16 protein-coding genes are annotated in these 19,223 nt (G+C 72.8%); 4 read left to right on the forward strand and 12 right to left on the reverse strand.

Annotated features, from left to right (window positions below; genetic code table 11):
* Window positions 1-224: 224 nt before the first annotated feature.
* The gene (locus BIV23_RS25900) at window positions 225-1,169 is read left to right on the forward strand and encodes a hypothetical protein (RefSeq protein ID WP_071383374.1); all 945 of its coding nucleotides are present in this window, start codon (window positions 225-227) and stop codon (window positions 1,167-1,169) included.
* A 28-nt stretch (window positions 1,170-1,197) separates the two neighbouring features.
* Here the strand turns inward: BIV23_RS25900 and BIV23_RS25905 are convergent, their stop codons facing one another.
* From BIV23_RS25905 to BIV23_RS25915, 3 genes are read right to left on the reverse strand one after another with little or no spacing between them, the layout of a single operon-like run.
* Window positions 1,198-1,506 (reverse strand): AzlD domain-containing protein, encoded by a 309-nt coding sequence (locus BIV23_RS25905; protein WP_071383375.1) that lies wholly within the window; start codon window positions 1,504-1,506, stop codon window positions 1,198-1,200.
* Window positions 1,503-2,225 (reverse strand): AzlC family ABC transporter permease, encoded by a 723-nt coding sequence (locus BIV23_RS25910; protein ID WP_071383376.1) that lies wholly within the window; start codon window positions 2,223-2,225, stop codon window positions 1,503-1,505. The genes BIV23_RS25905 and BIV23_RS25910 overlap by 4 nt, the downstream gene beginning before the upstream one ends.
* 50 nt (window positions 2,226-2,275) lie before the next feature.
* Window positions 2,276-3,121, reverse strand: a complete 846-nt coding sequence (locus BIV23_RS25915) for an AraC family transcriptional regulator (RefSeq protein ID WP_071383389.1) — start codon at window positions 3,119-3,121, stop codon at window positions 2,276-2,278.
* 168 nt (window positions 3,122-3,289) lie between these two features.
* Here BIV23_RS25915 and BIV23_RS25920 point away from each other — a divergent pair, with 168 nt between their 5' ends.
* The 3 genes from BIV23_RS25920 (at window position 3,290) to BIV23_RS25930 (ending at window position 10,009) form a co-directional block, all read left to right on the forward strand.
* The gene (locus BIV23_RS25920) at window positions 3,290-8,266 is read left to right on the forward strand and encodes an ATP-dependent helicase (protein ID WP_071383377.1); all 4,977 of its coding nucleotides are present in this window, start codon (window positions 3,290-3,292) and stop codon (window positions 8,264-8,266) included.
* A gap of 39 nt (window positions 8,267-8,305) precedes the next feature.
* Window positions 8,306-9,151, forward strand: a complete 846-nt coding sequence (locus tag BIV23_RS25925) for an Fpg/Nei family DNA glycosylase (protein ID WP_071383378.1) — start codon at window positions 8,306-8,308, stop codon at window positions 9,149-9,151.
* Between the two features lie 93 nt (window positions 9,152-9,244).
* A complete protein-coding gene (locus BIV23_RS25930) occupies window positions 9,245-10,009 on the forward strand; it encodes an SDR family NAD(P)-dependent oxidoreductase (RefSeq protein WP_071383379.1) in 765 nt (254 codons plus the stop codon).
* Here the strand turns inward: BIV23_RS25930 and BIV23_RS46755 are convergent.
* The 9 genes from BIV23_RS46755 to BIV23_RS25970 all read right to left on the reverse strand — a co-directional run bounded on the left by BIV23_RS46755 (window position 9,957) and on the right by BIV23_RS25970 (window position 19,065).
* Window positions 9,957-10,235, reverse strand: a complete 279-nt coding sequence (locus BIV23_RS46755; RefSeq protein WP_079173368.1) for a hypothetical protein — start codon at window positions 10,233-10,235, stop codon at window positions 9,957-9,959. The genes BIV23_RS25930 and BIV23_RS46755 overlap by 53 nt on opposite strands.
* Before the next feature lie 145 nt (window positions 10,236-10,380).
* Window positions 10,381-10,851 (reverse strand): Dps family protein, encoded by a 471-nt coding sequence (locus BIV23_RS25935; protein ID WP_071383380.1) that lies wholly within the window; start codon window positions 10,849-10,851, stop codon window positions 10,381-10,383.
* A gap of 186 nt (window positions 10,852-11,037) precedes the next feature.
* Entirely contained in the window at window positions 11,038-11,412 is a 375-nt protein-coding gene (locus BIV23_RS25940) for a helix-turn-helix domain-containing protein (protein ID WP_030178264.1), read from the reverse strand.
* A 109-nt stretch (window positions 11,413-11,521) separates the two neighbouring features.
* Window positions 11,522-12,067, reverse strand: coding sequence for a CinA family protein (locus tag BIV23_RS25945; protein WP_071383381.1), 546 nt, complete (start codon window positions 12,065-12,067; stop codon window positions 11,522-11,524).
* Window positions 12,064-12,828 (reverse strand): CDP-diacylglycerol--glycerol-3-phosphate 3-phosphatidyltransferase, encoded by a 765-nt coding sequence (pgsA, locus tag BIV23_RS25950; RefSeq protein ID WP_071383382.1) that lies wholly within the window; start codon window positions 12,826-12,828, stop codon window positions 12,064-12,066. Before pgsA ends, BIV23_RS25945 begins: the two co-directional genes overlap by 4 nt.
* On the reverse strand, window positions 12,825-14,297 hold the full coding sequence (rimO, locus tag BIV23_RS25955; protein WP_071383383.1) for a 30S ribosomal protein S12 methylthiotransferase RimO: 1,473 nt from the start codon (window positions 14,295-14,297) through the stop codon (window positions 12,825-12,827). Before rimO ends, pgsA begins: the two co-directional genes overlap by 4 nt.
* A gap of 94 nt (window positions 14,298-14,391) precedes the next feature.
* The gene (locus tag BIV23_RS25960; RefSeq protein ID WP_071383384.1) at window positions 14,392-15,234 is read right to left on the reverse strand and encodes a helix-turn-helix domain-containing protein; all 843 of its coding nucleotides are present in this window, start codon (window positions 15,232-15,234) and stop codon (window positions 14,392-14,394) included.
* 287 nt (window positions 15,235-15,521) lie between these two features.
* The gene (locus BIV23_RS25965; protein WP_177240034.1) at window positions 15,522-18,257 is read right to left on the reverse strand and encodes a DNA translocase FtsK; all 2,736 of its coding nucleotides are present in this window, start codon (window positions 18,255-18,257) and stop codon (window positions 15,522-15,524) included.
* A gap of 124 nt (window positions 18,258-18,381) precedes the next feature.
* The gene (locus BIV23_RS25970; protein WP_071383385.1) at window positions 18,382-19,065 is read right to left on the reverse strand and encodes a response regulator; all 684 of its coding nucleotides are present in this window, start codon (window positions 19,063-19,065) and stop codon (window positions 18,382-18,384) included.
* Window positions 19,066-19,223: the final 158 nt, after the last annotated feature.

The following is a 19,223-nucleotide window of genomic DNA, read 5'->3' on the forward strand; positions in this document are numbered from 1 at the left end:
GACGAAAGACATAGAGGCACCCCCCCGTGGGCGTCGCGAAGCCGTGGGCGACGACGAGACCGACATCCTTGGCCCCGAGCGCCGACCTACGAAGATGTCCGCGAGCCGGCGGGGCATCCGCTGCCGGAAAACCGTCAACCGCATGACTCCCGTATCCCGCCCCTGAGAGTGGGCCCCGGCCGTGACCGCTTGCCGAGACCGCTTTCCGTCCTACGGTCTGACCCATGGCCGACATCGGAGCTTCCCCACTCCCCTCCACGCCCCAGGCGCGCTCCCCGCTCTTCCGCGCCGAACAGTTCGTGTGGCTCACCGCGCGCGTGCTGGAGCAGCGCCTCTTCGCCCACCACTTCCTGCACGGCACCGCGGACGCGGTCGAGACGGCGCTCGACGCCTACCGCAACGAGGACGGCGGGTACGGGCACGCGCTGGAGCCCGATCTGCGCGGACCCGTGAGCCAGCCTCTGCACACGGCGCACGCACTGCGCGTCCTGGACGCCATCGGGCGCTGCGGCGGACAGCGGGTGGAGCGCGTGTGCCGCTATCTCACCGCCGTCTCCACTGCGGACGGCGCGCTGCCGGCGGTCCATCCCAGCCAGCGCGGCTACCCGGCGGCCCCGTTCGTGCCGGTCGTCGACGACCCGCCGAGCGATCTGCTCGCCACCGGGCCGGTGGTCGGGCTGCTGCACCGCAACGAGGTGTGGCACGCCTGGCTGTTCCGGGCGACCGACTTCTGCTGGCGGGCCGTGGAGTCCCTGGAGAAGTCCCACCCCTACGAGGTGGAGGCGGCCGTCCTCTTCCTGGACTCCGTCCCCGACCGCTCGCGCGCGGAGGCCGCCGCCGACCGGCTGGGCCGCATGGTGCGCGAGCAGCGGCTCGCGGCACTGGACCCGGACCGGCTCGACGCCTATCCGGTCGCGCCCGGCTACGCCCCCGCCGAGCACCACTTCCCGCACGACTTCGCGCGCGGCCCGGACTCGCTCGCGCGCGCGTGGTTCACGGACGACGAGATGTCCCGCTCCCTGGACCACCTGGCGGCCGAGCAGCAGGACGACGGCGGCTGGCCCGTCCGCTGGCGCCGGTGGGCACCGGCCCCCGCCCTGGAGGCGCGCTCCCTGGTGACGATCGCGGCACTGCGCACGCTGAGATCGTACGGCCGCTTCGTGGGCTGAGCCGGCCTGGGCCGACGGCGTCCTCGCGTCACCCTCCGAGGGCCCGTACGCCCGCCGTCACCACCACGGCCGCCCCGACGACCAGCAGGAACGGCGCACGCAGCAGCACCACCACGGCGGCCGCGCCGAGCCCCGCCGCACGCGCGTCCAGCACGAGAGCGTGCCCGTCGGCGAACGTCTGCTGGGCCGTGAGCGCGGCCAGCAGGGCGACCGGCAGCAGGGCGGCGAGCCGCCGCACGAACGGCCGCTCCATGGCGCCGGCCGGCACGAGCAGTCCGGCGAGCTTGACGGCGTAACAGCCGACGGCGGTCAGCCCGATCGCGATCCAGGCGTTCACCGGTCCTCCTTCGGTCCCGTGACGAGGGCGATCGGTGCCGCCAGCGCGGCCACCAGGACCGGCACGCCGGCCGGCAGGACGGGCAGCAGGCCGAGGCCCAGCAGGATCGCGAGGCCCGCGACCGCGCGCTCGGTGGTCGTCTTCAGCATCGGCGCGAGCAGGGCGAGGAACACGGCGGGCCCGGCCGCGTCCAGGCCCCACGCGCGCGTGTCGCCGATGGCTTTCGCGCCGAGCGCGCCGAGCAGCGTGGTCAGGTTCCAGAGCACGTACAGCGAGAGCCCGGTGACGGTGAAGCCGATCCGCCGGGCGCGCCGGTCCGGCTGGGACAGGGTGACCGCCGTGGTCTCGTCGATCACCCACTGGGCGGCGAACGGCCGTACCGCGCGCGGGAGAGCCAGCAACTGGGACAGCCGCAGCCCGTAGAAGGCGTTGCGCACGCCGAGGAAGAAGGCTCCGGCGGCCGCCGTGAACGGACCTCCTCCGGCGGCGAGCGCCCCGACCAGGGCGAACTGGGAGGCACCGGTGAACACCAGAAGGCTGAGCGCGCAGGTCTGGAGCAGCCCGAGCCCGCTGCCGGCCGAGGTCACCCCGAAGGCGAATCCGGACAGGCCCACGGCGACGCCGACCCCGAGGGCGTCCCGTACGACGGCCCTGCAGGGCTTCACCACGATGTCGGTATCGGTAGGGGCATCGGCGTCGCCGGTGTCGTCGGCGGTCATGTCCCCACGTGTTTTCTGCTGTGCCACGCCCCGGACGGTACGGGCGTCCCTCAGTGCGGGTCTTGTACGTTCTTGCGCCCGCTCGCCGGCCTGCGCTCGCGCTGGTACGCCCCCGGGGGCACGCCGACGATGCGCGCGAAGTGCCGGTTGAGGTGGGGCTGATCGGTGAATCCGACGGCCACGGCCACCTCGGCGGGCGGCTCCCCCGCGTCCAGCAGGAGCCGCGCGCGGCGCACCCGCGCGTCGGTCAGCCAGGCGTGCGGCGGCATTCCGTAGGCAGCGCGGAACGCCCGCAGCAGCGCGAACGGGCTGGTGCCCAGGTCGGTGGCCAGCCGCTCCAGGGTCGGCGGCGCGGTCATCCGCTCGTCCAGCACGGCACGCGCGCGTGCCGCGACGCCGGCTCCGGCCGTGCGGACCGGGCGCTGCGGCAGCGGGCCGCCGTTCAGCCTCAGCAGCCTCGTCACGGCCACCCGCAGCAGGGTGTCGGCGGCGAGCGCGTTGCCCTCCTCGGCGGCGCGCAGCACCTGGTGGACCAGGCGAACGGCGTAGGGGTCGTCGAGCACGGGGCCGGCGAAGCCCGGGGTGCCCCGGAGCGTGGTGGTCTCGGCCGCGATCGCGGCGACCGTCTCGGGCGAGGGGTAGACCGCGCCGTACCGCCAGCCCTCGGGAACGCCGGCGCGGCCGGTGTGCGCGGTGTCCGGGTTGACCAGGGCGAGGGCTCCGGCGCCCGCGGACACGTCGGAGCCGCGGTGGTGGAAGATCTCGACGCCGTCGGCTATCGCGGCGATCACGAAGTGCTCGTGGGTGTGCCGGACGAAGGTCTTGCGGACGTACCGGGCCCGCAGCAGGTCCACGCCCGGCAGGTCGTCGTACCGCCAGTGCCGCGCACGCTCCACCGGCCGGTGCCCGTGCGTCCGGGCGCCCGTCCGTCCCTCGCCCCGCCCGGTCGCGCCCGCCACGCCTCCATTCTCCGCCCCACCGCCCGCGCCGGGCCCCGCCCGCGCCGGAACACGGCGTTTGCCCAGGTCAGCGCGATTGTCAGTGGTCGGGTGCAGGATGGACGCATGGTCAGCTCCGCACACCGAGCCCTCGACGGCTTCTCCCCCGCGACCCGCGGCTGGTTCACGGGGGCGTTCTCCGCGCCCACCGCGGCCCAGTCGGGTGCGTGGCAGGCCATCGGGGCGGGCTCGGACGTGCTGGTGGTGGCCCCGACCGGCTCCGGCAAGACGCTGGCCGCGTTCCTCGCCGCCCTGGACCAGCTGGCCTCGTCCCCGCCCCCGGCGGACCCGAAGAAGCGCTGCCGGGTGCTGTACGTGTCACCGCTGAAGGCCCTCGCGGTCGACGTCGAACGCAATCTGCGCAGCCCGCTGACCGGCATCCGCCAGGAGTCCGTGCGCTTGGGCCTGCCCGAGCCCGAGGTCAGGGTGGGCATCCGCTCCGGCGACACCCCGGCCGCCGAGCGCCGCGCGCTGTCCACGCGGCCGCCGGACATCCTGATCACCACTCCCGAGTCGCTGTTCCTGATGCTGACCTCGGCCACGCGTGACGCGCTCACGGGCGTGGAGACCGTGATCCTGGACGAGGTGCACGCGGTCGCGGGCACCAAGCGCGGCGCCCATCTCGCGCTCTCCCTGGAGCGCCTGGACGAGCTGCTGCCCAAGCCGGCCCGCCGGATCGGCCTGTCTGCGACGGTCCGCCCGGTCGACGAGGTGGCCCGCTACCTCTCGCCGCGCCGCAAAGTGGAGATCGTCCAGCCCGAGTCGGGCAAGGAGTTCGACCTGTCGGTGGTCGTCCCGGTCGAGGACATGGGCGAGCTGGGCGGCTCCCCGGCGGCCGACGCGGCGGAGGGGGGCGAGCGGCCGTCGATCTGGCCGCATGTGGAGGAGCGGATCGCCGACCTGGTCCAGTCGCACCGCTCCACGATCGTCTTCGCGAACTCCCGGCGCCTCGCGGAGCGGCTGTGCAACCGGCTCAACGAGATCGCGTACGAGCGCGCGACCGGCGAGCCCCTGGCGGAGCACCACGCCCCCGCGCAGCTGATGGGCGGCTCGGGCGCGGCCCAGGGCGCTCCCCCGGTGATCGCCCGCGCGCACCACGGCTCGGTCTCCAAGGAGCAGCGCGCCCTGGTCGAGGAGGACCTGAAGGCGGGCCGGCTGCCCGCGGTGGTCGCCACGTCCAGCCTGGAGCTGGGCATCGACATGGGCGCCGTCGATCTCGTCGTCCAGGTCGAGTCCCCGCCGTCGGTGGCCTCCGGGCTCCAGCGCGTCGGGCGCGCGGGGCACCAGGTGGGTGCCGTCTCCACCGGTGTCGTCTTCCCCAAGTACCGCGGTGACCTCGTCCAGGCCGCCGTGGTCACCGAGCGGATGCGCACGGGCTCGATCGAGTCCCTGAGGGTGCCCGCGAACCCGTTGGACGTGCTCGCCCAGCAACTGGTCGCCATGACGGCCCTGGACACCTGGCAGTTCGACGACCTGCTCGCCGCGGTCCGCCGCGCGGCCCCGTTCGCGTCCCTGCCGGAGTCGGCGTTCACCGCGGTCCTCGACATGCTCGCGGGCCGCTATCCGTCGGACGCGTTCGCGGAGCTGCGCCCGCGCGTGGTGTGGGACCGCGTGACCGGTGAGATCACCGGCCGCCCGGGCGCCCAGCGCCTCGCCGTCACCTCCGGCGGCACGATCCCCGACCGGGGTCTGTTCGGCGTCTTCCTCGCCGGCTCCGACCCCAAGAAGGGCGGCGGCCGGGTCGGCGAGCTGGACGAGGAGATGGTGTACGAGTCCCGGGTGGGCGACGTCTTCACCCTGGGCACCAGCTCCTGGCGCATCGAGGACATCACGCGCGACCGCGTCCTGGTCTCTCCCGCTCCCGGTGTGCCCGGCCGCCTCCCCTTCTGGAAGGGCGACCAGCTGGGCCGTCCGCTCGAACTGGGCCGCGCGGTGGGCGCGTTCCTGCGCGAGGTCGGCTCGCTGCCCAAGGACGACGCCCGGCTGCGCCTGCTGGCGGCCGGCCTCGACGCCTGGGCGGCGGACAACGTGCTGTCGTACCTGGACGAGCAGCGCGAGGCCTGCGGCCATGTCCCGGACGACCGCACGATCGTCGTGGAGCGCTTCCGCGACGAGCTGGGCGACTGGCGGGTCGTCGTCCACTCCCCCTTCGGCGCCCAGGTGCACGCCCCCTGGGCCCTCGCCCTCGGCGCCCGCCTGTCCGAGCGGTACGGCATGGACGCGCAGGTCATGCACGCCGACGACGGCATCGTGCTGCGTCTGCCCGACGCCGATCTGATGGGCCTGGACCTGCTCGACCAGGCACCGGTGAAGGCCGGCACGGAGTATGACGGCGATCAGGCGCCCGTCGGCGCGGCGGACGTCGCCTTCGACAAGGGCGAGGTCGACCAGGTCGTCACCGACCAGGTCGGCGGTTCCGCTCTGTTCGCCTCGCGGTTCCGTGAGTGCGCCGCGCGCGCGTTGCTGCTGCCGCGCCGCAACCCCGGCAAGCGCACTCCGCTGTGGCAGCAGCGCCAGCGCGCGGCCCAACTGCTCCAGGTGGCGAGCGAGTTCGGCTCGTTCCCGATCGTCCTGGAGGCGGTCCGCGAATGCCTCCAGGACGTCTTCGACGTCCCCGGGCTCGTCGAGCTGATGGGCGACATCGAGTCCCGCAAGGTCCGTCTGGTCGAGGTCACCACGCCGGAGCCGTCCCCGTTCGCCCGCTCCCTCCTCTTCGGGTACGTCGCCCAGTTCCTGTACGAGGGCGACTCCCCGCTCGCCGAGCGCCGCGCCGCGGCGCTGTCCCTGGACTCCCGGCTGCTGGCCGAGCTGCTGGGCCAGGCCGAGCTGCGCGAGCTGCTCGACGCCGAGGTATTGACCGAGCTGGAGCGCGAGCTGCAGTGGCTCACCGAGGACCGCCGGGTCAAGGACGTCGAGGGAGTGGCCGACGTGCTGCGGCTGCTCGGCCCGCTGACCGACGCCGATCTGGTCGCGCGGGGCGCGGATCCGCACTGGGTGCGGGAGCTGGCCGGGGCTCGCCGGGCCATCAGGGTCCGGATCGCCGGCGCCGACCAGTGGGCTGCGATCGAGGACGCGGGCCGGCTGCGGGACGCGCTCGGCACAGCGCTGCCGGTCGGCGTGCCCGAGGCCTTCACCGAACCGGTCAAGGACCCGCTCGGCGACCTCCTCGCCCGCTACGCGCGTACGCACGGTCCGTTCACGTCGGCCACGGCGGCGGCCCGCTTCGGCCTGGGTGTCGCGGTGACCGAGGGCGCCCTGCATCGGCTCGGGGCGGGCGGCCGGGTCGTACAGGGGGAGTTCCATCCGGCGGGCATCGGCCAGGAGTGGTGCGACGCGGCCGTACTGCGCCGTCTGCGCCGCCGCTCCCTGGCGGCGCTGCGGCACGAGTTGGAGCCCGTGCCCCCCGCAGCGCTCGCGCAGTTCCTGCCGCAGTGGCAGCACATCGGCAAGGGCCACGGGGTGCGCGGGATCGACGGACTGCTGCGCGCCGTCGAGCAGTTGCAGGGCGCCTCCGTGCCCGCCTCCGCTCTGGAGAAGCTGGTCCTGCCCTCCCGCGTGGCGAACTACACGCCCGCGATGCTCGACGAACTGACCGCCGCCGGTGAGGTGGTGTGGGCCGGCGCGGGTGCCCTGCCCGGCAAGGACGGCTGGGTCTCCCTCTATCTGGCCGACGCGGCCCCCTTGCTCCTCCCGCCGCCGCACCCCCTGGAGCTGACCGCGCTCCACCAGTCCGTCCTGGACGCGCTCTCCGGCGGTTACGGCCTGTTCTTCCGCCAGATCGCCGACCAGGTGCGGGCCACCACTCACCCCGACGTCACCGACCCCCACCTGGCCGACGCGCTCTGGGACCTGGCCTGGTCCGGGCTGCTGACCAACGACACCCTCGCCCCGATGCGCTCCCTGCTGGGCTCGGGCCGTACGGCGGGTTCGACCGCCCACCGCGCCAAACGGTCGGTCCCGCGCGGGCGTTACGGCTCCCTGACGGCCGCCGCCCGCCCCGCCTCCCGCTCGGGCCCGCCGACCGTCGCCGGCCGCTGGTCGCTGCTGCCCGCGGCGGAACCGGACGCCACTGTGCGCGCCCACGCCCTGGCGCGCACCCTGCTGGACCGGCACGGCGTGGTCACGCGTGGGGCGGTCGCGGCGGAGGGCGTCGAGGGCGGCTTCTCAGCGGTGTACCGGGTGCTGTCCGCCTTCGAGGACAGCGGCCAGGCGCGGCGCGGTTACGTGGTCGAGGGCCTCGGCGCCGCCCAGTTCACCATGGACGGCGCGGTCGACCGCCTCCGCGCGGTGGCGAACGCCCGCGACCGGAGCGAGGGCCTGCCCTCCCCGGCCCACCAGAACGGCTCCTTCCGGAACGGCTTCCCGGGTTTCCCGAACGGCCTCGACACCGGCGACGTCGCGCCCCACGAGCACACCCTCCCCGGTGCCTTCGACGGCTCGGACGGCGGATTCGCCCACCCGGGCCTCGACGGCGACTTCGCCTGGCCGCCGACGGACCCCTCGCCCGCCCCCGACGAGTACGTCTCCCCACGCGACCTGGCCGACCCCTTCGCCGCCCCCGGCTACGGCGGCCCCAGAGGCGGCACCACGGCCTACGGCTCACCGGCGAGCCGGGGCTACGGCGGCGGTCGTACGGGCTCGACGGCACCCGACCCACGGGCCGTGGTCCTCGCCGCGGCCGACCCCGCCAACGCCTACGGCGCCGCCCTCACCTGGCCGGAGTCGCCCACCGGGGCCGGGCACAAGCCGGGCCGCAAGGCGGGCTCGCTGGTCGTCCTCGTGGAGGGCGAGCTGACGCTGTACATGGAGCGCGGCGGCAAGACCCTGCTCGCCTGGCCCAGCACCCCGGACACCCCGGCACCCGAGGACGCCCGCCTGCGTACGGCGGCCGAGGCCCTGGCCGCGGCGGCCCGGGCGGGCTCGCTCGGCACGGTCACCGTCGAGCGGATCAACGGCGCCCCGGCCCTGACCTCGCCGACCGGCACCCTGCTGGAAGGAGCGGGCTTCGTGGCGACACCACGCGGTCTGCGGCTGAGAGCGTGACAGCGGCCGCGCCCCGCCGCACCGTGACACCCTGGACCCATGCCCGAAGGTGACACGGTCTGGCAGGCCGCGCGGCGACTGCACGAGGCCCTCGCGGGCAAGGCACTGACCGTCAGCGACTTCCGGGTGCCGAGATACGCGACGGTCGACCTCACCGGCCGTACGGTGCTCGGCACGGTCCCGCGCGGCAAACACCTGCTCACCCGCTTCGAGGGCGGCCTGACCCTGCACACCCATCTGCGGATGGAGGGGGCCTGGAAGGTGTACGGCACGGGCGAGCGCTGGCGGGGCGGTCCGGCGCACCAGATCCGCGTGGTCCTCGGCACCGCCGACCGCACGGCCGTGGGCTACCGCCTCCAGGTCCTGGAGCTGCTGCGCACACGGGAGGAGGAGCGGGTTGTCGGCCACCTCGGCCCCGATCTGCTCGGTCCGGACTGGGACCCGGATCGCGCCCTGGCCAACCTTCTCGCCGACCCCGCCCGCCCGCTCGGCGAGGCCCTGCTCGACCAGCGCAACCTGGCCGGGATCGGCAACATCTACAAGAGCGAGCTGTGCTTCCTGCTCGGGGTGACCCCCTGGCTGCCCGTCGGCGCCCTGCCCGCGGACCGCGCGGAGAAGCTGCCGCCACTCGCCAAGAGGCTGCTGGAGGCGAACCGCGACCGTCCGGTCCGCCAGACCACGGGCCTGCACCGGCACGACCTGTTCGTCTACGGCCGCGCACCCCGCCCCTGCCTGCGCTGCCGCACCCCCGTCCGCGAGGCCGACCAGGGCGACGGCTCCCGGGCCCGCCCCACCTACTGGTGCCCCACCTGCCAGACGGGCCCCGCCCCCTTCCCCGGACCGCCGCAACGCCGCCCTCCCCGCGGACCCCACCACCCCGGCTGACACCACCCTCGCGCCCCGCCCCGCGTGCCCGGCCACTGACCAATCCCCGCCCGCTAATTGACGCTACGTCAGAAATGCTCGTACGGTCGCTTCATGGCCCTCTCGGCGTACGACCTCACCGGCCGGACCGCGTTCGTCACCGGAGCCGCCGGCGGCATCGGCCGGGCCTCCGCCGTGCTGCTCGCCGAGGCGGGCGCGACGGTGCACTGCGCCGACCGGGACCCGGACGGACTGCACGGCACGGCCGCGCTGGTCAAGGACCGCGGCGGCACGGCCGTCGTGCACGTCCATGACGTGACCGACCGAGCCCGGCTCGCCGAGGCCGTACGGTCCTGCGGGCGCCTGGACGTGATGGCGGCGATCGCCGGGATCATGCACAGCAGCCCCGTGCTGGAGACCCGCGACGAGGACCTCGACCGGGTCCTGAACGTCAACTTCAAGGGCGTGCTGTACGCGTGCCAGGAGGCCGCCCGCCTGATGCTCGCCCAGGACGTCCGGGGCAGCATCGTCACGATGGCGTCGGGCGCGGTCGACACGGGTGGACCGGGGCTGCTCTGCTACGGCGCGGCGAAGGCCGCCGTGGTGCAGCTGACCAAGACCCTCGCCACCGAGGTCGGCCGGCACGGCATCCGGGTCAACGCGGTCGCGCCGGGGTGGATCCGCACCCCCATGACCGAGCGCCACGACCCGGAGGCACAAGCGCACACCGAGGGCACGATGGCACGGTTGGCGCCCCTCGGCCGGGTCGGTGAGCCGGACGACGTGGCGCACGCGGTGCTCTATCTGGCGTCGGACGCCTCGGTGTTCACGACGGGTCAGATACTTCGCCCGAACGGGGGCGTGGCGATGCCCTGGTGACGTCCCCGGCCCGCCAGGCCGCCGCCCAGCGCCCCGTCCGCACCGCCCCGGCCGCCCGCCCCTGGGGCACACAGTGCACGGGCAGCACGCTCAGCCCCCACCCGCCGACCACGACGGCCCCTTCCAGCACTCCCGAGCCCTGCCCCAGCACGAGCCGCAGTCCGGCCCACCACCACACGGCCGTGAGTCCCAGCCCGAGCGCCCAGCGCACTATCCGCGCCACCATGGCCGCCACCACCTCCTGCGCGACGCTAGACCGCTGCTCGCCCGGCGCGGGAGGCGCACTGAGGGCTCATGGATGCAGCACCCCAGGCGGCACGCCCGGCACAGGGCAGTCACACGGCGCGGGACGCCGAACCCCGGCCGGCCGCTTACGCGTTCTCCGCCTGGAACATCCAGTGATGCTTCTCCAGATCCGCCGTGACCCCGATGAAGATGTCCTGGGAGACGGGATCCGGCTCCCCCGTCGCCGCCACCCGCTCCCGCATCCGGGTGATCACCGCGCCGAGCGCGTCCACCATCGCCCTGACCGCGTCGCCGTCCTTGATCCAGCCGGCAGGAGTGGCGCCGATGCCGCTGCCGGACGCGACCGAGGCAGCGCGCCCGTCGGGCGGGACACCGAGGGCCGAGGCCCGCTCCGCCACCGTGTCGGAGTGGGTACGCGCGGAGGCGACGACCTCGTCGAGCTGGAGGTGGATGGACCGGAAGCGGGGTCCGACCACGTTCCAGTGGATCTGCTTGGCGACCAGTGACAGGTCCACCAGGTCGACGAGGGCACCCTGGAGCGCCTCGGACACGGTCTTCAGGTCCGCGTCGGCCAACGGGCTCTTCACGACGTACATCCGTCTTCCTCCGATGCTTCGGCGCGGTCGCGTCCCTCCCACCATGACCGCACCGCACACATCGGGCAAACGGACGCATGACCGGACACGAACGGCAGAAGCCCCGGTCGGCTGCTCCAGGTCTCCCTGGTGCAGCCGACCGGGGCCTTCACTCGTCTTCGGACGGCTGGGCCACGCGCGCGAACCTCACGCGGCGACCACGTCCACAGCCTCCGCGGGCGCCTTGATGGTCACCCGTTCCGGTGGCACACCGGTCACCGACACCGAACCCAGCATCGGACGGACCGGCGTGGGCACGGGCTCGGTGGCCGCGGCGGACTGGGCCAGCTCGGCGAGCGCCAGCTCGTCGCTCACCTCTCGCATGAGTTCCGACATCCGTACGTCCAGCGCGTCGCAGATGGCGGAGAGCAGCTCGGAGGAAGCCTCCTTCTGCCCCCGCTCCACCTCGGAGAGATAGCCGAGTGAGACTCGGGCGGACGAGGAGACTTCGCGCAGAGTACGGCCCTGGCGTTGGCGCTGCCGACGCAGCACGTCACCCAGCAGGCGACGGAGCAGAATCATCGGTGGCTCCCTCCTCGGACCGCGTAGCCGCATCCTTCTCGCCCCACCGTACCGCCTCGCGCTGCGGCCGTGCGGGGAGCGATGTCGTGTTCACTCAGGGCTGCAAACATCAAAACCCCCCGTTCCGTTCCGTATCCTGTGCCCGCTCATTCCCGGTCTGTTCGCCCGCAAGCTGCTCAAGGAGCAGTGCGAGTACGCTCCGTACACTCTCCATACGAATTTCCGCACGGCTGCCGTTCAACCGCAGAGCCTCCACTTTTCCGCCACCGGCAGAACCCGCACGGCCGGTGACCGGGCCGTCGGCCGCGACGAACACCGTCCCGACGGGCTTGCCGTCCTGCGGGTCGGGGCCGGCGACTCCGGTGGTCGCGATGCCCCAGTCGGCGCCCAGAGCCTTGCGTGCTCCAGCCGCCATCTGGGCCGCGACCTGCGGATCCACCGCTCCCTGCCGCGCCAGCAGGGCGGCGTCGACGCCGAGCAGTCCGTGCTTCAGCTCCGTGGCGTAGGCGGTGACCGAGCCCCGGAACACCTTGGAGGCTCCGGGGACCTCCGTGATCTCCGCCGCCACCAGACCACCGGTGAGCGACTCGGCGACGGCGAGCGTCTCGCCCCTCACCGTCAGTAGTCGCACCAGTTCGGTGGCCGTGGAACTCACGCTTCCTCATCCTCCAACGCTGCCGCGCGCTCGGCGATTCCCTGGCGGCGCAGCACAATGGCCTGTCTTACGTAGTCGAGACCGGTGACGACAGTGAGGACGACCGCCACGGCCATCACCCAGAACCTCAGAGTCGCCAGCCATCCCGTCAGTGCCAGGACGTACATGCCGACGGCGACGCCCTGGGTGAGCGTCTTGAGCTTGCCGCCCCGGCTGGCGGGGATCACGCCGTAGCGAATGACCAGAAAACGCAGCAGTGTGATGCCGAGTTCCCTGCCGAGGATCACCGCGGTGACCCACCAGGGCAGATCGCCCAGGGCCGACAGACAGACGAGCGCCGCCCCCATGATCGCCTTGTCGGCGATGGGGTCGGCGATCTTCCCGAAGTCGGTGACCAGGTTGTAGGTGCGCGCCAGATGCCCGTCGAACAGGTCGGTGATCATGGCGATGGCGAAGGCCGCCCAGGCCAGCGAGCGCCAGGCCGGGTCGTAGCCGCCGTCCGCCAGCATCAGCGCGACGAAACCCGGCACCAGGACCAGCCGGAGCATCGTCAGCAGATTGGCGACGTTCCAGACACTCGCCTGGTTGACGGCCGCGGCCGTGATCTTCCCGCCGCGCGCGGGCTTGCCGCCGCTGCCGCTGTCGGGACCTGGGACAGAACCGGAGACCTCGGACCGTGCGCCGTCGGCAGCGGCGCCGGAACCCCGGGCGCCGTGTGCACCGGAGGAGCCGCCCGCGGCGGATGCCGGGACTCCGGTCATCTGCCCGCCTCCTCACTACACGCGGACGAGCCGGCCAGCGGCTCGGCCACCAGGTCGACACCTTCCGTACCGACCACCTTCGCCTCGACCATACGTCCGACACTCAGGCCCTCGCCGCTCGTGAGCAGCACCTGGCCGTCGGTCTCGGGTGCCTGGTGCGCGGCGCGGCCGTAGACGCCCTCTTCCTCGTCGACGGACTCGACCAGGACACGCACGCTCTCGCCGACGCGCTCCTCGGCGCGCTGTGAGACGAGTTCCTCGGCCAGACGGGAGATGTGCGCGAGCCGCTCGGCGACGACGTCCTCGTCGAGCTTGTTCTCGTACGTCGCCGCCTCCGTGCCCTCCTCGTCGGAGTAGCCGAAGACACCGATGGCGTCCAGGCGGGCGCCGGTCAGGAAGCGCTCCAGCTCGGCCAGGTCGGCCTCGCTCTCGCCGGGGAAGCCGACGATGAAGTTGGAGCGCACGCCCGCCTCGGGGGCCTTGGCGCGGATCGTGTCGAGCAGTTCCAGGAAGCGGTCGGTGTCGCCGAAGCGGCGCATCGCGCGCAGCACGTCCGGCGCCGAGTGCTGGAAGGACAGGTCGAAGTACGGGACGACCTTGGGGGTCGAGGTCAGGACGTCGATGAGCCCCGGACGCATCTCGGCCGGCTGGAGGTAGCTCACCCGCACCCGCTCGATGCCGTCGACCTCGGCCAGCTCCGGCAGCAGGGACTCCAGCAGGCGGATGTCGCCCAGGTCCTTGCCGTAGGAGGTGTTGTTCTCGGAGACCAGCATGATCTCCTTCACGCCCTGCTCGCCCAGCCAGCGCGCCTCGTTCAGCACGTCGCTCGGACGGCGTGAGATGAAGGAGCCGCGGAAGGACGGGATGGCACAGAAGGAGCAGCGGCGGTCGCAGCCGGAGGCGAGCTTGACCGAGGCGACCGGGGAGCCGTCCAGCCGGCGGCGCAGGGGCGCGCGCGGGCCGGAGGCGGGCGCGAGGCCCTCCGGGAGGTCGGCCGGGCCGTGGCCGGGCAGCGCGACGGCGGCGGCCGATTCCTGCCGCTCGGCCGGGCTGATCGGCAGCAGCTTGCGGCGGTCCCGCGGGGTGTGGGCGGCGTGGATGCCGCCGGACAGGATGGTCTGGAGGCGGTCGGAGATGTCCGCGTAGTCGTCGAAGCCGAGCACGCCGTCGGCCTCGGGCAGCGCCTCGGCCAGCTCCTTGCCGTACCGCTCGGCCATGCAGCCCACCGCCACGACGGCCTGGGTTCTGCCGTGGTCCTTGAGGTCATTGGCCTCGAGGAGGGCGTCGACGGAGTCCTTCTTCGCGGCTTCGACGAAGCCACAGGTGTTGACCACGGCGACGTCGGCGTCCGCGGCGTCCTCGACGAGCTGCCAGCCGTCCGCCTCCAAACGGCCTGCGAGCTCCTCGGAGTCCACCTCGTTACGAGCGCAGCCCAGAGTGACGAGTGCGACGGTACGGCGTTCAGGCATGGGCTCAAGACTACTTTGTCTCACTGACAGCCCACGTCGACGGGGTTGGCCGATCTTGGCCAACCCCGTCACATCTGCGATCCGGCGGTACCGGTCAGCCCGCCACCGGGTCGCCCTTCGTGTAGGTGAGGCGCTCCACGGCACCCGGCTGGAATTTGTCGTCGATCTTCTTGCCGTTGACGTACAGCTCGATCGCACCGGCGTCGCCGAGGATCAGATTGATCTTGGAGCTGTCCTGGAAGGTCTTGGACTCGCCCTTCTTCAGCAGGCCGTCGAACAGCATCCGGCCGTTGTGGTCCTTGGCGTTGATCCAGCTGCGCCCGTTCGGCGCGCTGACCTGCACGGTCACCTTGTCCTGCGGGGCCGCGGCGATGGCGCTGTCGGAGGGCTCGGTGCTCGGCGCGGCGGGCTTGTCCTTCGTCGGCGTGGGCGAGGCGGACCTGGTCGCGGACGGCGAGGTGCCCTCGGCGACCTGCGTCTTGGAGCCGTTTCCGCCACTGCCGCTCTTGAGCGCGGTGAACCCGACGAAGCCGATCACGACGACGATCGCGGCGACCATGGCCGCGGTCCAGTTCGGCCCGCGGCGCTCGGGGCGGATCCGCTCCGCCTCGAACAGAGGCGCGGCAGGGGTGGGTGCGGGGCGGCCGCCGTGCTCGGCGTCGTACTGGGCGATCAGCGGCGCGGGATCCAGGTGGACGGCCTTGGCCAGCGTGCGGATGTGCCCGCGCGCGTACACGTCGCCGCCGCAGGGGGCGAAGTCGTCCGCCTCCATGGCGTGCACGATGGCGATACGGACCCGAGTGGCACTGCTGACGTCGTCCACGGTGAGCCCGGCCGCGATCCGCGCCTGCTGGAGGGCGCGGCCCACGGGGACACGGGCTTCCTGGGACTCGTCTGGGATCGGACGCTCGTCTTCAGGGGAGTTGCCGATGGACACGGGGGCGCCTTTCGAGCGGGTGAGCCACCTGTGCTGGAGGTTCAGTCTAGGGGGGTACGAAAGGTTGGGGCGACAGGGCGGTGCTATTTGTACGCCATCAGAACAACCGCTCATCCCAATGGCGGGACAGACACGTCCCCGGGCCCGGGGTCCGCGGCTGCCCTTTCGCTCAACTTGACGTACCACAAAGGGAAACGGTTGCCCGCCGATCTCTAACGGGTGGATCACGGCGAGACCGCCACCCGGCCCAACCCGCACCGGCGGGCGGCCCCACGCGCTCTCTACCCCTAAGACTCCCCGCGAATCACCGCGAGCACGCCGTCCAGCTCGTCGGGTTTCACGAGAACGTCACGCGCCTTGGAGCCCTCGCTGGGCCCCACGATGTTGCGGGACTCCATGAGGTCCATGAGCCGCCCGGCCTTGGCGAAGCCGACGCGCAGCTTGCGCTGGAGCATGGAGGTCGACCCGAACTGCGTGGAGACGACCAGTTCGGCCGCCTGGCACAGCAGGTCGAGGTCGTCGCCGATGTCCTCGTCGATCTCCTTCTTCTGCTTGGTGCCCACGGTGACGTCGTCCCGGAAGACCGGTGCCATCTGGTCCTTGCAGTGCTGCACGATGGCCGCGACCTCGGCCTCGGTGACGAACGCGCCCTGCATACGGGTCGGCTTGTTCGCCCCCATCGGCAGGAACAGGCCGTCGCCCTTGCCGATCAGCTTCTCGGCGCCGGGCTGGTCGAGGATGACCCGGGAGTCGGCCAGCGAGGAGGTGGCGAACGCCAGCCGGGAGGGCACGTTGGCCTTGATCAGACCGGTGACCACGTCGACCGAGGGACGCTGGGTGGCGAGCACCAGGTGGATGCCGGCCGCGCGCGCGAGCTGTGTGATGCGCACGATCGAGTCCTCGACGTCCCGCGGCGCGACCATCATCAGGTCGGCCAGCTCGTCCACGATCACCAGCAGGTACGGATACGGCTGGAGCTCGCGCTCGCTGCCCTCCGGCGGCTTGACCCTGCCCTCGCGGACGGCCTGGTTGAAGTCGTCGATGTGCCGGTAGCCGTAGGCCGCGAGGTCGTCGTAGCGCAGGTCCATCTCGCGGACGACCCACTGGAGCGCCTCGGCGGCCCGCTTGGGGTTGGTGATGATCGGCGTGATCAGGTGCGGGATGCCCTCGTACGCGGTCAGCTCGACGCGCTTGGGGTCGACCAGGATCATCCGGACGTCCTCCGGGGTCGCCCGGATCATGACCGAGGTGATCAGGCAGTTGATGCAGGACGACTTGCCGGAGCCGGTCGCGCCGGCGACCAGCATGTGCGGCATCTTCGCCAGCGAGTGCATGACGTACCCGCCCTCGACGTCCTTGCCGAAGGCGACCAGCATCGGATCGTCGTCCTCGGCGGACTCCGCGAGCCGCAGCACGTCGCCGAGGTTGACCATCTCCCGGTCGGTGTTCGGGATCTCGATGCCGACCGCGGACTTGCCCGGGATGGGGCTGATGATCCGCACGTCCGGGCTGGCGACCGCGTACGCGATGTTCTTGGCCAGGGCGGTGATCCGCTCGACCTTCACGGCGGGGCCGAGCTCCACCTCGTAACGGGTGACCGTCGGGCCGCGGGTGAACCCGGTGACGGACGCGTCGACCTTGAACTCGGTGAAGACCTGGGTGAGCGAGGCGACGACCGCGTCGTTGGCCTCGCTGCGTGCCTTGCCGGGACCGCCGCGAGTGAGCAGGTCCAGCGAGGGCAGCGCGTACGTGATGTCCCCGGCGAGCTGGAGCTGCTCCGCGCGCGGGGGCAGGTCGCGGGGCTCCTCGGGGGCCTTCTTGGTCAGGTCGGGGACGGTCCCGGCCGTGAGCTTCTCCTGCCTGGGCCGCGCGGCCGGCACCGGCGAGGGCGCGGGAGCCGGGGCGGGCTCGGGCTCGGGCGTGGGCACCGGCGTGGTCTCTTCGCGCCCGCCGGTGCTGACGCCCTGGGTGAGGTCGGCGACCAGCGGGGACGGCGGCATGCCGTGCAGCACCGCGCCGTCGAGCGCGGCAGCGGCGGCCGCCGCGACGTCCACAGCGTCCATCTGGCGCTGCGGATCCGGCTGGGGCACCGCGGAACGCCTGGGACGTCCGCGACGCTGCGAGAGGGCCTCTTCCTCGGCGCTGTCGGGGTCGTACGCCTGGGGGGCGGCCGAGCGCCTGCGCGGGCGCGCGGGCAGCGCCTCGCGCCACTGCTCGTCGTAGCGCTCGTCGTCCTCGGTGAAGTCCTCGGCCTCGTGGTCGTGCAGCACGCCCAGGCGCACGCCGAGCATCCGCAGCCGCTGCGGGATGGCGTTGACCGGGGTGGCGGTCACTACGAGGAGACCGAAGATCGTCAGCAACGCCAGCAGGGGTACGGCGAGCACGTCGGTCATGGTGTACGTCAGCGGGGTCGCCGCCGCCCAGCCGATGAGGCCGCCGGCGTCCCTTATCGCCTGCATGCCGTCGCCGCGCGCGGGCGAGCCGCAGGCGATGTGGACCTGTCCGAGCACGCCGATGACGAGCGCGGACAGCCCGATCACGATCCGCCCGTTGGCCTCCGGCTGCTCCGGGTGCCGGATGAACCGTACGGCGATCACCGCGAGCAGTATCGGCACCAGCAGGTCGAGCCGGCCGAAGGCGCCGGTGACGAGGATCTCCACGAGACCGCCGACGGGGCCCTTCAGGCGTGCCCAGGTACCGGCGGCGACGATCAGCGCGATGCCGAACAGCAGCAGCGCGACGCCGTCCTTGCGGTGGGCCGGGTCGAGGTTCTTCGCGCCCCGGCCTATGCCGCGGAAGACGGCGCCGACGGCGTGCGCGACGCCGAGCCACAGGGCGCGCACGAGCCGGTACACGCCCCCGGTGGGGCTGGGTGCCGGCTTCGGCGGCGCGGCCTTCTTCGCCGGCGCCTTCTTCTTGGCGGGCGCCTTCTTGGCCGGGGTCTTCTTCGCGGCGGCCTTCCTCGCCGGAGCCGCCGCCTTCTTCGCGGTCTGCTTCTTGGCTGCGGAGGGACGTGAGGCCATGGGTGTGAGGTTACCGGGGGAGACGACAGGGGACACGTGTGCCCACAGCTTCACCCGTTCGTGTCGCCCTTGCGGGGACCCGGAACTGACGTGCGCTCATGGGCAACCTCCGCCCGGGGACACGTCAGTTCTGCGCCGGCACCGACGAACCGCCGGCCCCGGCACCCGGTTCCAGGGCGTCCAGCGCACGGCGCAACCCGGTGAGTTTGCGCTCCAGATGGGCCGCCGTGGCCACCGCGGCCGCGTCCGCCGAGTCGTCGTCCAGCTGCTTGGACAGCGCCTCGGCCTGCTCCTCGACGGCCGCGAGCCGCGCCGAGAGCTCGGCGAGCAGCCCGGCCGACTCCTTGCCGCCGCCGACCGCGCCCTTGCCGCCGCCCTCCAACTGGAGCCGCAGCAGCGCCGCCTGCTCACGCAGCTGGCAGTTCTTCATGTACAGCTCGACGAACACCGAGACCTTCGCGCGCAGCACCCACGGGTCGAACGGCTTGGAGATGTAGTCCACCGCGCCTGCCGCGTAGCCCCGGAAGGTGTGGTGCGGGCCGTGGTTGATCGCCGTGAGGAAGATGATCGGGATGTCCCGCGTCCGCTCCCGGCGCTTGATGTGTGCGGCCGTCTCGAAACCGTCCATGCCAGGCATCTGGACGTCCAGCAGAATGACCGCGAAATCGTCCGTGAGCAGTGCCTTGAGCGCTTCCTCCCCGGACGATGCCCGCACCAGCGTCTGATCGAGCGCCGAGAGGATCGCCTCCAGCGCCAGCAGATTCTCCGGCCGGTCATCGACCAGGAGGATCTTGGCCTTCTGCACCATGGCCCGCCCTCCTCGCCCCGGCGGTACACCGGGCGCCGCCCCAGGGGACGACTCCCTATCGCCGCCCGTCCTTGTGCCGGTCATCGTAGCCGCACCCCGCCCGTCGCCACACCCTGTCACCGCGATGTCACTGTGCACGTAGCGGAAACGCCACGGAG

This window comes from Streptomyces monashensis (assembly GCF_001866665.1).
Classification (GTDB): Bacteria; Actinomycetota; Actinomycetes; order Streptomycetales; family Streptomycetaceae; genus Streptomyces; species Streptomyces monashensis.